At 44.6% G+C, this 13,771-nt stretch carries 16 protein-coding genes; 10 read left to right on the forward strand and 6 right to left on the reverse strand.

Annotated elements, in window-relative coordinates; all coding sequences use genetic code 11:
• Positions 1–120: 120 nt before the first annotated feature.
• The 3 genes from AC06MN_RS05125 to AC06MN_RS05135 are packed head-to-tail and all read left to right on the forward strand — an operon-like array spanning position 121 to position 2,683.
• Positions 121–1,569: a hypothetical protein gene (locus tag AC06MN_RS05125; protein ID WP_475671281.1), complete on the forward strand. Its 1,449-nt coding sequence runs from the start codon at positions 121–123 to the stop codon at positions 1,567–1,569.
• 2 nt (positions 1,570–1,571) lie between these two features.
• Complete coding sequence (locus AC06MN_RS05130; protein ID WP_475671282.1) at positions 1,572–2,279, forward strand: hypothetical protein; 708 nt, start codon at positions 1,572–1,574, stop codon at positions 2,277–2,279.
• Positions 2,276–2,683 (forward strand): hypothetical protein, encoded by a 408-nt coding sequence (locus AC06MN_RS05135; protein ID WP_475671283.1) that lies wholly within the window; start codon positions 2,276–2,278, stop codon positions 2,681–2,683. Before AC06MN_RS05130 ends, AC06MN_RS05135 begins: the two co-directional genes overlap by 4 nt.
• A gap of 90 nt (positions 2,684–2,773) precedes the next feature.
• On the opposite strand, the gene AC06MN_RS05140 is transcribed toward AC06MN_RS05135, so the two are convergent.
• The 4 genes from AC06MN_RS05140 to AC06MN_RS05155 form a co-directional block, all read right to left on the reverse strand.
• Positions 2,774–2,920: an Arm DNA-binding domain-containing protein gene (locus AC06MN_RS05140; RefSeq protein ID WP_475671284.1), complete on the reverse strand. Its 147-nt coding sequence runs from the start codon at positions 2,918–2,920 to the stop codon at positions 2,774–2,776.
• A 169-nt stretch (positions 2,921–3,089) separates the two neighbouring features.
• Positions 3,090–4,508 (reverse strand): tRNA uridine-5-carboxymethylaminomethyl(34) synthesis GTPase MnmE, encoded by a 1,419-nt coding sequence (mnmE, locus tag AC06MN_RS05145; protein WP_475671285.1) that lies wholly within the window; start codon positions 4,506–4,508, stop codon positions 3,090–3,092.
• Between the two features lie 172 nt (positions 4,509–4,680).
• Complete coding sequence (locus tag AC06MN_RS05150; RefSeq protein ID WP_475671286.1) at positions 4,681–5,238, reverse strand: pentapeptide repeat-containing protein; 558 nt, start codon at positions 5,236–5,238, stop codon at positions 4,681–4,683.
• 365 nt (positions 5,239–5,603) lie between these two features.
• Positions 5,604–6,473: a DUF5106 domain-containing protein gene (locus AC06MN_RS05155; RefSeq protein WP_475671287.1), complete on the reverse strand. Its 870-nt coding sequence runs from the start codon at positions 6,471–6,473 to the stop codon at positions 5,604–5,606.
• 119 nt (positions 6,474–6,592) lie between these two features.
• On the opposite strand from AC06MN_RS05155, the gene AC06MN_RS05160 reads away from it, so the two are divergent.
• The 4 genes from AC06MN_RS05160 to AC06MN_RS05175 all read left to right on the forward strand — a co-directional run bounded on the left by AC06MN_RS05160 (position 6,593) and on the right by AC06MN_RS05175 (position 9,893).
• The gene (locus AC06MN_RS05160) at positions 6,593–7,132 is read left to right on the forward strand and encodes a hypothetical protein (RefSeq protein ID WP_475671288.1); all 540 of its coding nucleotides are present in this window, start codon (positions 6,593–6,595) and stop codon (positions 7,130–7,132) included.
• 110 nt (positions 7,133–7,242) lie between these two features.
• Positions 7,243–8,409, forward strand: coding sequence for an iron-containing alcohol dehydrogenase (locus AC06MN_RS05165; RefSeq protein ID WP_475671289.1), 1,167 nt, complete (start codon positions 7,243–7,245; stop codon positions 8,407–8,409).
• Positions 8,410–8,411: 2 nt separating this feature from the next.
• Positions 8,412–9,338, forward strand: coding sequence for a virulence RhuM family protein/type II toxin-antitoxin system death-on-curing family toxin (locus AC06MN_RS05170; RefSeq protein ID WP_475671290.1), 927 nt, complete (start codon positions 8,412–8,414; stop codon positions 9,336–9,338).
• A gap of 12 nt (positions 9,339–9,350) precedes the next feature.
• The gene (locus AC06MN_RS05175) at positions 9,351–9,893 is read left to right on the forward strand and encodes a YbaK/EbsC family protein (protein ID WP_475671291.1); all 543 of its coding nucleotides are present in this window, start codon (positions 9,351–9,353) and stop codon (positions 9,891–9,893) included.
• Positions 9,894–9,919: 26 nt separating this feature from the next.
• On the opposite strand, the gene AC06MN_RS05180 is transcribed toward AC06MN_RS05175, so the two are convergent.
• Together AC06MN_RS05180 and AC06MN_RS05185 are read right to left on the reverse strand one after the other, a co-directional pair.
• The gene (locus tag AC06MN_RS05180; RefSeq protein ID WP_475671292.1) at positions 9,920–11,176 is read right to left on the reverse strand and encodes a threonine/serine exporter family protein; all 1,257 of its coding nucleotides are present in this window, start codon (positions 11,174–11,176) and stop codon (positions 9,920–9,922) included.
• Positions 11,177–11,213: 37 nt separating this feature from the next.
• Positions 11,214–11,801: a uracil-DNA glycosylase family protein gene (locus AC06MN_RS05185; RefSeq protein WP_475671293.1), complete on the reverse strand. Its 588-nt coding sequence runs from the start codon at positions 11,799–11,801 to the stop codon at positions 11,214–11,216.
• Positions 11,802–11,898: 97 nt separating this feature from the next.
• Between AC06MN_RS05185 and AC06MN_RS05190 the strand changes: the two genes are divergently transcribed.
• The 3 genes from AC06MN_RS05190 to AC06MN_RS05200 all read left to right on the forward strand — a co-directional run bounded on the left by AC06MN_RS05190 (position 11,899) and on the right by AC06MN_RS05200 (position 13,464).
• A complete protein-coding gene (locus AC06MN_RS05190) occupies positions 11,899–12,168 on the forward strand; it encodes a hypothetical protein (protein WP_475671294.1) in 270 nt (89 codons plus the stop codon).
• Between the two features lie 75 nt (positions 12,169–12,243).
• A complete protein-coding gene (locus AC06MN_RS05195) occupies positions 12,244–12,840 on the forward strand; it encodes an HAD family hydrolase (protein ID WP_475671295.1) in 597 nt (198 codons plus the stop codon).
• Between the two features lie 93 nt (positions 12,841–12,933).
• Complete coding sequence (locus AC06MN_RS05200; protein WP_475671296.1) at positions 12,934–13,464, forward strand: lipocalin family protein; 531 nt, start codon at positions 12,934–12,936, stop codon at positions 13,462–13,464.
• Positions 13,465–13,771 lie beyond the last annotated feature (307 nt).

Raw genomic sequence — 13,771 nt, forward strand, 5'->3', positions numbered from 1 at the left:
GTCTGTCAGTCTTTTGCTTGTTTTGTTTTTCCACCACTAAGATAGGTGAAATTCCTGACATGGCAATGTCCTGGGCAACTTTTTGTTGCTCAGGATTTTATTCCTTTTAATCTATTACAGGTGTGCGGAATTAAGGGAGTAGAAATTACTTTCCGTGCCGTGCAGGAAGTTCAGAGCAGCTGGCAGATTGTACCTATCACACCGCCATCGGGTGAGCCTACCTCCGACGACTATCCTACCGAATACCAGTTGCTGACTTACGAAGACCGCAGCTGCCTTGCCGTATTGCAGGATCTGATGGACAACTGGCAAGGCTGGGAGTTCGTGGTTGAAGTTGGAGCAAATGACATCGGTTTCGCCGATGGCGCAATGCGTGTGTGTGGCGTCATCAAGATGAGGCTGAAAGACACCTTTGACGCTTCGCACACATTGCACAATCTTGGCTTTGGCCGTGGTGGCGGCATTCATAGCATAGTGCGAAAGTATGCAGACGAGAGCAACATTCCGAGCCGCATCTATTTCTTTGGCGGAAGCAGCAACCTTCCGCAGTACTACCGCAATACACGTCTATGTTTGCCGAATCGCGATAGAGAAGACAGCTACATTGACTTTGCGCAATTCGTGCAGACCAATTTTCAGCTTGGAATATCAAATACACCTTGCGAGGAAGTGAAGATAATGGATGAAATCTATCCTGCGAGCAATCCTTTCGTGCTTGACGGGAGTTGCGACAGATATATGGTTGCGCCATCTCCAGGAAACATTGACCGAAGTTGGTTCCTTATGCTTGTGATACCCAAGGCAAAGCTATTTGACATAAAGGGCAAATGGGAACGGTACGACTTCGATGATGTGCCGATAATGGACGCAGACGACTTGCAAGACTTCCCCGACTATGCCGAATGGCTGTCGATGCGCGGCTACGGCTATTCGGACACGCTTGAAAGGAGAGGAAGATACACGGATTACTACGTCGGGAAGAGCAAGTACCTTCAAGGCGGAACTTCGGCGAAGTTCACGTTTCAGACTGGCGACTTGGCTGGCTATCAGCTAACCATGCACGATTACTATGAGAGGACCAAAGACGGGATTACATATAGCTACGTCACGCTCAATGTCGTCAACGAGGACAACGAGGAAGTTGAAGGCTACCATGTGCCAAATAATGACATCATCTGCAACATTGGCGACAAGTTCATCATCGAGGACATCAATATGCCGCCGCAATACACCTATTATCAGGACGGCAGCGAAGATGACTATTCTGCTGAAAACGCATTGTGGCGTGCAGCAGTCGACTATATGGGCGAAGTGGCCGAAAAGGTTGACTATGAAATATCGGTCGCAAGGGATTTCGTGAAACGGAAAAATGTAAGGTTCAATGTGTTCGATGGCATTCAGTTCAACGACATATTGAGCGAATATGCGCCTACCTTGAAGAAACGCATCGTGTCGGTGGAACTTGACCTGATAGACGGTTACACCTACAAACTGAATATAACGAACCGCAAGATGATAAGGCCTACTTCTGTCTTGCGCGGCATTCTTGGAATAAGAAAGGAGAAATGACAATGGAGAACATCGTTACATTGGTGACGCAGACAGCGACACATTCAAGTGGAGAGATCCTGCTTGGCTTCGAAGGCACATGGTTCGGCATACGGAGTCCGTTCAAGGGCGCTTTCATGCTCAACGTTGCGCAAGACATAACGGCATACGGAACAGACATCGTGAAGGTCGACAACATATATGGAGAGGCAAGGACATTGTATGTAGGTGCGAATGCCGTAACGGCATCGGCATTGCCTGTCGGCCTGTATATGCTTTCGTTTGACACCAACACACGAAAGTTGTATCTTGTAGGAAATGTAAGCCAAGGGCAACAACCGACACCTCAGACACCGCAGACAGGTATTAGATTGCTTAATTACGACATTGCGCTTTCGGTTGGTGATAACGAAGTACTTCATATTGCAATACCGACAGGAAAGGTGCTTGTAATGGCACAGGTGCAGTTCGGAGGCACATCTGGAACAAGGACATCCATTACGGCATGGCTCTGTGATGACGGTAAGCCGGAAACTGTATTTTCGTCTGCAGAACACACGGCAACCGATGCCGTGACAATGTATCTAAGCGCAATCATAAACAACGAAACGCAAAACGAAATGGAAGTGTTCCTAAAAGCGTACGTTTCGGCAAGCGGATATAGCGCAAAGGCTTCCACTACAAATGTTGGCAAGCCGTACTGCACAAAGATAGAGTGGGTGAAGTTATGATAGACCTGATAGACATAGTGATTGGCGAGGTCGGCAAGGTGACGGGAGTGTCGGTCTCGGACATCTTGGGTGATAGCAAGATGACGGACATTGTCGATGCCCGCTATATCACTGTCTATCATTGCGTAATGCTCGGAGTTTCAACCGACAGGCTTGCCTTGCGTTTCGGACGCACAAGGAAATCGGTAATCAGCAGGATGTTCACGCAGTACTCTACAAGGAGAAGCACAGAATTTCGCCTGAAATCCGATATGGTGAAACTTGCCGTATGCAAGATTATATCCGACATTGACAACGATACGACAAGTCAGATAGGAGAAATCTATCAGCACGCAATATGCACGCAAGATACACGATTAGTTGAGTTTATCGGAGAGGAAAGAAGATATTTTTGCAACCGATAGAATATCAGAAATCTATGGTTTTGTATATCGACAATGCGTTTTGCTTTTATTGCTTCTGCAAGTTGCAATGTTTGTTCGTTTGTCTTTTTGTCAGTCTTTTTTTTCTGGTATCAGATATAGCGAAAGGAACTCGTATGAACGTTTCTGATTGTAATATATGTCAAGATACAATGAGAGGTTGCCATTTGCAAGTTTTTTTGTTCTGATTCTGACAGGTTCTTTTCTTGTGTTTCCCATTTCTAATTGTTGTTACGTTTTTGTTACCTGATAAAAGTGAGTAACAATTCGGCAGCAAAAATATGAAAGAAAATGTAAAACTAAACACAAAAGAAGTAATATGGAAAAAGTATAAATAGTTAATTTAATGTGATTTTGTTTTACTTTTGTTTTGCATTGTTTTGAAAGACTACTTTCCGATGCAGAAACGTGAAAAGATGGTTCCTAACACCTCATCCGTCGTCACTTCGCCCGTGATTGTGCCCAAGTGATGCAAGGCGATGCGCAGGTCTTGCGCCACCAAGTCGGTAGGGATGTTGTCGGCAAGCGACTGTTTTACGGACTTTAGACTCTCCAAAGCGTTGCGCAAGGCCTCGTAATGGCGCAGGTTCGTGACCAAAGTGGCATTGGCATCAAAGTCGCTTTTGCAAGTGCTTAGTTTTGAACGCAATTCCTCCAAACCGATGCCTTGTTTGGCGGAGATGAGCATGATTTCGGTGCGTCCGATTTCGATCTGCAAATCGTAGCGCAGGCGGTCGCAAATGGCAGCGTTGAGTTCTTTTTTGTCGATTTTATTAAGAAGAATGAAAAACGTCTGCTTGGTTAAATCGGTCTTTTCCAGAATGTTGCGTGCTGCCTCGCGCATGTCGCCGTAATCTTTTGTGGCATCCAGCATCCCAATGACGATGTCGGCTTCAAAAAGTTTCTTATAACTGCGTTCAATGCCGATTTTCTCGATGGTCTCATCTGTCTCGCGCAAACCGGCCGTGTCGATGAAACGGAACAAAGTACCGTCGATGTTGAGCGTCTCTTCAATGGTGTCGCGGGTCGTGCCGGCAATTTCACTTACGATGGCGCGTTCTTCGCCAAGCAGGGCATTGAGCAGGGTGCTTTTGCCCGTGTTGGTCTCGCCGACGATGGCTACGGGAATGCCGTTTTTGATGGCATTGCCCATACGGAAAGACTCGGTCAGGTGGGTAATGTGTGCAACGGCTTGGTCGAGGAGCATATTAAGTTGGGAGCGGTCGGCAAACTCCACGTCTTCTTCGCTGAAATCAAGTTCCAGTTCCATCAGGGCGGTGATTTCCAACAATTTGTCGCGTAGCATTTTCAGTTCGTTTGAGAAGCCGCCTTTCATTTGGTTCATGGCCACGCGATGTGCGGCGGCATTTTGTGAAGCGATGAGATCGGCGATGGCTTCGGCCTGCGCCAAATCGAACTTGCGGTTGACGAAAGCGCGGCGGGTGAACTCGCCAGGCTCGGCCATGCGGCAGCCTTTTGCGATAAGTGCCTGCAACAGACGCTGTTGGATGAACACGGAGCCATGCACGCTGATTTCAGCGGAGTCTTCGCCCGTGAAGGAATGTGGGCCTTTGAAAAATGTCACCAAAACCTCGTCAAGCATCTCGTCACCATCCATAATCTGACCGAAATAAGCCTTGTGCGACAGCATTTTGTCCATGTCGAAGGCTTTGCCGTTTTGCTGAAAAAGCTGTGCGACGATAGGGAAGGCGTGGCTGCCCGAAATCCTGATGACGGCAATGGCGCCCATGCCGTGTGCGGTGGCTATGGCACAAATCGTATCTTCGTTCATGATGTTGACTTGCATGGCTGTAAATTTTGCGCAAAAATAGGAAAATTTGGTTTTCACAAAACTCACAAAACCATGACAAAACTCAAAAGAGGAAACGGAATGCAACCGCTTGCCGTTGGAGCAGACCAGTTGGCTGCTCCATTACTTGAGATAATGGTTTTGGAAAAGTTTTGAAGGTTTTGTGAAATCAAACCACTTCAATTCCGTAAACTGCAAGCAGTCCGGGCAGACCCTGCAAGGCGAACTTGGCTTTCTTCAAGCGGTTTTCGTTTGGGTTGATGAGATAGTTGAAGGCCGTGCTGAAATCAGTTTCTTCCAAATTGGTTTTCAGGAAGATGGAACGCTTCATGTCGCAATCCTTGAAGACGGATTTTTTCAGGTTGCACTGTCCGAAATCAGCCTCAATGATGCGGCATTTGTCGAAATGCGTACCTTGCATGGTAAGACCTTGAAAAGATGTGTATTGCAAGTTGCAATCGCTGAAAGCCACGCTGAAAGTAAACTTGTTGGAAGCCGAAAAATTCGCTCCCGTCAGCTTGCAACTCTCAAAAGCGACCTTGTTCCACGATGTGCCCGACATTTTGCACAGACTGAAATTGCAGGAAATGAAACGGCAGGCCTCGAAATTCACTTTGCCAAAGATGATTTCCGTGAAATCGCAGTGCTGAAACGTGCAGTGAAAATATTCTTCGTCGAGTTCTATGACTCTGAAATCTAAGTCTTTATATGTGATGTTTTCTTTCATATTGGACTATTTTGACATTTAGACAATTGAACAGTTAGACTTATGGATTGCGAGGCTACGAGATTTCTAGGTTTTCGAGATTCCCGCTCATTGAGCCTGTCGAAATGAGATTTGAACAATTTTTGGTGCCATTTTGAAACTTCTGAATCTTTTTTTTCTATCCGCAAAAGGTGTCGCTCGCAAGCTTGCTTTGCCTTTTGCTTATCTAAGCTGCCCTTTCAGGGCGTATGTGTGCCCGAAAATCCTGTTTCTTCCTTTCTTTTAATTTTCCTCTTTGAAACCATTGAGCCGTCCCTTCGACAAGCTCAGGGAGCTAAATCCTCCTAACTCCTATTTTCTCACTCCTAACTTTTTCACTTCCCACTTCATTTCAAAAACAAACCGATTTGTTCCGCCTTGATTTTTTTCGCAATAATGCGTTTTTCCTGGTCTAAAACATATATTAAAGGTGTGTTTTCGATGCAATAGGCGTCGATGGGGTCGAGGCCGCGCGATGACATGGCGCTGACGTTAATAAAGCTTTCATCGATGGGCTGAAAATTGTAATGCATGTCAACGGCATAGACTTTAACATCGTTTCTGTGCTGCACCAAATCCTTCAAATCCTTGGCATCAGCTTGGCAGACTTCACATTCGTGGTCATAGAAGAAAAGGATTAAGTAATCAGTTTCAATGCTTTGTGTTTCAATATATTGTCCTTTTGTATTACGCAAACATAATTCAGGTGCTTTTTGAAAAAGTGCTAACCTTTTCAGGTTGCCGGATTGGGTTGCGATGAAAAACCGGTTGGCTTCATTAAGGCCTTCTATGCTGTCGTCAACAAGGAAATAATGATCGGCAAGATGGATGGAAACCTGATCTTGGGTCATGTATTCGGGGTGCTCGTATTTGCCAAGCAGATACCAAAGTGTGAAATCGCGCACGGCTTTATTGCCGATTTTTCCGATAAGTTTGTCGATTTCCGCATTGATGGAATCGGGCAGAGGCGCCACCACTTTGTCGAAAAAGGCATCTATGCGATTGGCGTATGCCTGATTGCCATAAAGCGAACTGTCGTTCAATTGACAATTATCCCAAAAATGATCCTTGTAATATTGATATGATAAGTGCCTGTCATTCAGCAGGGAATCGGGTAGGATAGGGTCGTTCAGCAAACCTTCCGACTGGCAGAAAGCCTTTGCGCCAAGGATTGAAAGCAACAATATCAGGCAATATGTGACGACCGATTTACGCATATTCGGCTGCGAAAATACAATTTTTTGTAGATTTGCAGGTTGGTTAGGAAATGAGAAATATCCATCAATATTCATTATATTTTTAAATCTTTGAATCTTAAATCTTTAAATCTTAAATCATGAAAAAGTGTTTGCTTTCACTCTGTTTTTTGTTAGCTGCCATTTCGTTACATGCCCAAAACGATTTGAGCGATAAGGGTTATTTCGGACTGAAACTTGGGGGATCGGCATCCGTTTATCAGCTTCATACCTATAGCGTTTCGGCTATACCCTATTATAAGATAAATCCGAAATTGGACGCTGGATTAGGATTTAACTTTATGTATTCCAATCATTTAGGTGAGGCTCAAGGCGGACGTTGTTCCCTGCCGCTATATGCTGATGTGAAATATGTTTTCCTAAAAAAGTCAGTCGCGCTGTTTGCGGAGGCGCAGTTTGGCTTGAATGTCGGCCTGACTATGTATAAGGATTCATATTATGCCAATTATGCTGGTCACTTTGGCACATTCCAATTGGGCGTTTCAGTTCGTCGTTCCGACATAAGTTTTGGCGTTATGGCATACGATTATTCGAAGCATGGCGAATCCGCCGCCACGGGTATTGGTGTCGAATATAGTTTGTTTTTGCGATACGCATACAATTTCAGGCTGACAGATTGAAAATGCTTGGTTTCACAAACCAAAGCCACCAACGGCCTTTTCCAAAACAGAAAGATTGATGGCAATGATGTTTTGACTATCTTTGCGTTTTATTTGAAAAGGATGCAATTATGATTTATGATTTCACCTACGAAAATCCCACGAGGATTCATTTCGGCAAATCGGCAATGAGTCATTTGTCCGAAGAACTCAAGTCATACGGCAAAAACGTCTTGCTGGTTTATGGTAAGAATTCAATTAAAGTGACAGGACTTCACGGCCAGATAATGAATATCTTACATGAATGTGGAAAGATGGTCTTTGAGTTGCCGGGCATCAATTCCAACCCGCGTTATGCGCAAGTCATGGAAGGTGCCCGAATGGTGCGCGAGAATGGCATCGATTTCATCCTTGCCGTTGGCGGCGGCAGCGTCATCGACTGCACGAAAGGTATTTCCGTCAGTTCCTATTATGAGGGCGATGCTTGGCAATATTATTGGGTGGAAAACGGCTCAATCGTCAACAAAACCGTTCCGTTTGCCGCCGTACTGACAATGGCTGGTACGGGTTCCGAAATGAATGCTACTTCGGTGATTACCAACGAGGAAAAGAAACTCAAGATAGGGCGCACTTTCCCTTTGTGGGAGCTGTCACCTAAGTTTTCCATCATGAATCCCGAACTGACCTACACAGTTCCGCGACGGCAGATGGTCAGCGGCATTTACGACATTTTCTCTCACCTCATGGAGCAATATTTCAGTGGCGACGACGATTGCACGACCGATTATCTCACCGAAGGCGTGATGCTTTCGCTCATCAATGCGGCAAGGAAGGCTTTGATAAATCCTGAAGATTACGAGGCAAGAAGCAACATCATGTGGTGCGCCACGATGGGCCTGAACAGGATTTTAGGCCTTTCAAAAACGCAGGACTGGGAAGTGCATAAGATTGAGCATCAGGTAGGTGCATACACCGATTGTCCACACGGCATCGGGTTAGCCATCATTTCGCCAGCCTATTATCGTTACATCTTTAAATATGGTTTGCCGAAATTCGTCCGCTTTGCGAAAAATGTCTGGCATATCGAGGAAAAGGGCAGGAGTGAGGATGAAATCGCCTTGGAAGGTATCAACCGTTTGGAAACATTCATTAAGGAACTGGGCATCATGCAGACTTTGAGAGACATAGGTGTAACTGAAGAGATGCTTCCTTTGATCGCACAATCCACGGCACCAGGCGGCGGCTACAAGAAAATGAATGCCGAAGATATTATGGTGGTGCTGAGAAAATCATTTTGAAAATGGCTGACAGAGGAGAAATCATCATATACCAGACTCCTGACGGAGAAACACAGTTGGATGTCAGGTTGGAAAAAGAGACGGTGTGGTTGACGCAGCAACAAATGAGTGTTCTTTTTGGCAAAGATCAGTCAGTTATAACTCGCCATATTCGTAATATTTTCAAAGAGCAGGAACTGGATGAAAAAAGTAATATGCAAATTTTGCATAATACTCTTTATAAGTATAAACCAACAGCTGTATATAATCTGGATGTCATTATTTCAGTTGGCTATCGTGTTAAGTCTCAAAATGGTGTGGTTTTTCGTCGTTGGGCAAATTCCATTTTGAAGCAGTATCTCATAAATGGCTATGCTGTCAATCAGAAAAGAATTGAGCAGTTGGGGGAGGTTATCCGTTTGTTGAAACGCACACAAGATGCTTTGGACAGCAAGCAAGTCTTGTCAGTAATTGAACATTACAACGAGGCCTTGAATTTGTTGGATTCGTATGACCATCAGTCAATGAAACGTCCGGAAGGAAATAAAGCCATTTATACATTGACATACGAAGAGTGCCGTGAAGTGATTGGCACGATGCGCTTTGGCAATGATTCTGAAGTGTTTGGCATAGAGAAAGATGATTCTTTCAAAGGTAGCATCGGCAATATTTATCAATCGTATGGCGGTCAGGATGTTTATCCGACTTTGGAGGAAAAAGCTGCCAATCTGCTTTATTTTGTTACAAAAAACCACAGTTTTGTTGATGGTAACAAACGAATTGCCGCAACAATGTTCTTGTATTTTCTGGATAAAAATCAGGCTCTTTTTATTGATGGCAACAAGGCAATCGATGATTATACTCTTGTGGCACTGACGATTATGATAGCAGAAAGCCGTCCTGAAGAAAAGGAAATGATGATTAGTGTCGTAATGAATTGTATGAAATAATAATCAATATATATGTCATTCTATGTAAGTCAACCCATGGCCACGGCGCCAGCAACGTTTCTGAGCGAAACGCAACAGCATATTTACGAAACCCTGCAGCAGTTGGGCATCGCCTTTGAGCGTGTCGACACCGACGATGGCTCCACGATGGACGATTGCGTCTTCATTTCCGAAGGTTTGAATTGTCCTGTCGTAAAGACGATTTTCGTGTGCAATCGTCAGCAAACGCGCTTTCATTTGTTTGTTACGACAGCCGAAAAACCTTTCATTACCAAGGACTTCTGTGGCGCATTGGGCATTTCGCGCGTATCGTTTGCCCCTCAGGAAATGCTGTTGGAAAAGTTGGGAACGCCAATGGGTGCAACCACTTTGCTCAGTCTCATCAACGACAAGGAAAACGCAATCACCGCCGTCATCGACAAGGATGTTGCCGAGCGCGAAATGTTTGCCTGCACCGACGGCACCAAGACTTGTTTCATGAAACTGAAAATGAGCGACGTGTTTGAGAAATTCCTGCCTTACACAAAGCATGAGCCAGTCATCATCGAAGTATAAGACCTTGAAAGAGCAGATAAATTTCCTTATTTTCTTAACGTTAAGGCTTTCAGATTGTTGAAGAAGTTTTTTATTGCTTTCTTATAGAAGAGGCTGGCCACCATAATGCCTAACACAATGGCAATTGTAACTTTTACAGCAGTATAACCGGCGTTTAAGGCCAAAGGAATCTGTTCTGAAACCAAGTAATAGGAACTCCAGAAAACCCCTCCACCCGGTATCAAGGGGAAAATGCCGCAGATAAGGAAAACGATGTTCGGACATTTCAGTTTTACGGCAAAGAAATGTGACAATGAAGCTACGCAAACCGTGGCAAGAAACGTTCCGCCAACAGAGTCGAGCGGAGTGTAGTAAGTGGATAGCAGATAAATGAACCAGCCAAACATGCCGACTATGCCGACTACATGATAGTATTGCTTTGGCACGCCGAACAATACGGAAAATGCGGCAGTTCCCAAAAAGGCAGCAAGTAACTGCCAGGGAATGTGTGCAGTAATTTGGTCAGTGATAGGTTTTACCATCTGTATCATGGAATGGGAAAGCACACATTCCGTCACAAACGCAATGCCGACACCTAATGCGATGCAGAAAAATACCATCAAGGCATCAATCATGCGGGTGATGCCCGAAAGGTAGTTTTCGCTGGCTATATCGCGCAATCCGTTGGTGAAAGCCGCGCCCGGAATCAAGGGCACCAGACTCCCAACAATCATATTGCCAAGGTGAGCACCAAAGCCAATTTTGTGGAAAATGACACACAGAAATGTCGCCAGAATGCCACCGCAAATGTTCGACAAGGGTTTAGAATAAAACAATAGGGCAAAAACCGAAACGAAGAAAAACATAATGCTGCCCGAAACAGCTGATGCTAAGCAGTCGATTATGCTGCCTCCAAAAATGGCGCAAAAACCGATACAGCCGAGGAAAGCGGCAACGACTTGGTGTCTCAGGGCATATCCCTTTTGGTCGCGAATCTCATTGGCACACCGGTTGGCTTCTTCAATGCTCATGTTTTCGGCAACGATTCTTTTTGCCAATTGGTTGACGGCGATTACCTTATCAAGCCGTGCGCCTTTTATCGGTATGGTTTCCATCTTGGAAAAAGAGTCTCCAGATACGAATATGGCATTCGTCATAATGACAAAATTGTGGTCCGTGTCGCCATAATGAAAGGCAATCCGTTCCATGATTTCCTGTACACGGGTTATTTCGCCGCCATTTTCAAGCAACATTCGCCCCATTCTGAAAGCGAGAGTAAGTATTTCTGATGTCGTGTTTTCCATAGAAAATGTATAGCGGCAAAAATACGAAATTCATCGTTTAAAGGCCTATCGTGGCAGCAAAGAATCTTCTGTAAGCCTCAACCTTTTTCTCGAAAGCCAAAGGATAGGCGCGGGAAGATGATGGCAATCGGTACAATCGCAAACCGTCATAACCAGGTATGGCAACAGAACCGCCAACTGCTGGTAATTCGTTGATTTTGAAATAGTCGCAAATTGTCTGTGTGGCTTTTCCGCCCGTTGCGGCTATGGCGCGACATTCAGGAATCTGCCGCAGCAAAGCATGAATGTCGGTTGCTTCCACAATTTCTAAAAACTTATCCGATGAGTTCTCTTTCAGTCGGCGCACGGCTGATGCCGTGTCGTAGAAGGCTATGCCTTTTTCTTTCAGGAAATCCATGATTTCATTTTTCTTGAACGACTTTTTTTTCAGGTCGACGAAATGATTCTTGTCGCAGAAAAACACTTCGCCTTCGATGCGCCAGTGGTCGTTGATGAAATTCGGGTAGTAGAAATCCATGCACCAACGGTTTTTCGACGTTGGGAAACTGCCCATAAACAGCACTTTCGCATTTGATGGCAAAAAGGGTTTAAACGGATGTTGTTCTATTTCAATTGAATCGGTCATTTTGTTTTGCATTAACGTCGTGTAAAAATAGGAAAAAAACACTGACAAATTCCATATTGCGAAATTTTGATAATTTTGCACCCAAATTCAGTTAGCGATGACACTTTCACTCTTAATCTTTGGCCTTATAACAGATTCATTATTAGCGGTTTTAGTTGGTTTGGTTGGAGCGCGTAGACGCATTGGCTTTGGCTGGGCCTTTTTGCTTTCGGCCATTTTCACGCCTTTGGTTGGCTTGATTTGTTGCTTGATTTCCGACAAACTGCCTGATGGCGACCGCAAATGGGGCTGCCTCGGCACATTGCTTGGCATAATGGTCATGGTTGCCCTTCTCGGCTTTTGCCTTTCGTTTTTCGCCTTGCTGTAATTGGTGTTGGATGACGAGTGTTGTGTGAAAACTGAAAACCGAAAACTGATAACTGATAACAATCAATACATACTCATGATAAAAAACATCATTTTCGATTTTGGCGGTGTCCTTTTGGACTGGAATCCGCATTACCTGTATGATCCGTATTTTGGCGATGTGGAGAAAGCCGAATGGTTTTTGACCAACATTTGCACCTATCCTTGGAATGCTCAGCACGATGCGGGAAAACTTGTGGCTGAAGGCACCGCAGAACTTGTAGCGCAGTATCCTGAATGGGAAAAGGAAATCAGGATGTATTACAGCGAGTTCGATAAAATGCTTGGTGGACAAATAGCGGGCATGGAGGATTATATCAAGGAATTGAAGGGTAGGGGATTCCGCATTTTGGGACTTTCGAATTGGTCGTTTGAGACCTTCGCCGTGGTTCGTCCGAAATATCCGATTCTCGATTTGATTGAGGAACGTGTGATTTCTGGCGAAGAAAAGGTGCTGAAGCCCAATGCCGAAATCTACGAAATCCTGCTTAGGCGTTTCAACATCAAGCCAGAAGAAAGCGTTTTCATCGATGACAATGTGAACAATATCAAAGGCGGAGAAAACGTTGGTATTCAAGGAGTTATTTTCAAAGATGCCGAACAGTTGAGAACTGATTTGGAAAAACTGCTTTGATACTAATTCGTTTGATAATTTCGGCCGGTGAACATTTTCGCCGGCTTTTTTGTTATGCTTCCGAAACAACAAACCAATTTAAACCTAACAACTATGAACAAGAAAATGATTCCTTTTTTCGGCAGCATCCTGCTTTTCGGCATGTTTTCGTGCAAACAGACGGAAATAGTCAGCAAAACGGTTCCCGAACTCGACATTGAGCGTTACATGGGTCCTTGGTACGAAATCGCCCGTTTCGATCACAGTTTCGAGCGTGGACTTGTGGGTTGCATGGCCAACTACGCGCTTCAGTCCGACGGCATGGTGAAAGTGACCAACACGGGCTACAAAAACAGCCTCGATGGAAAATACAAGGAGTCGGTGGGTAAGGCCTATCGTCCTGATGACAAAATTCCCGGCAAACTGAAAGTGTCGTTTTTTATGTCTTTCTATTCGGATTACAATGTCCTTGAACTTTCGCCTGATTACCGTTTCGCCTTAATCGGCAGCAAGACAGACAATTATCTTTGGATTCTGAGCCGCACGCCGCAATTGTCGCAAGACGAATTGGATTTCCTGCTCAAGAGCGCACAATCGCGCGGCTACGATACGAGCAAACTCATTTGGGTGGAGCAAAAGCAATAGTTTTGCAAAGCGGAAGACTTGATTTTCGATAAAGAATGACTTTTTCTATAATTGATTAAATGTGTTTGGGACTGGCCAAAAATAATGGTCAGTCCTTTTCTATTTGAGGATCATTAAAGTGTCAGGTCAATCTTGCTTCTATTGCTTCATCGTTTTATAAGATTTTGCTAAGTACATGACAAAATTTGAAAGATGTCGAATTTAGGTATATGATTAGGGTTCATTATGCACTCGGCGATGTAGTCCAGGCCGTACTTGAAGAATGACACGGCCTTTCTCCCGTTCTTGAGTATTCTGATTTTCTTGA

It is taken from the genome of Candidatus Limimorpha sp., assembly GCF_056203535.1.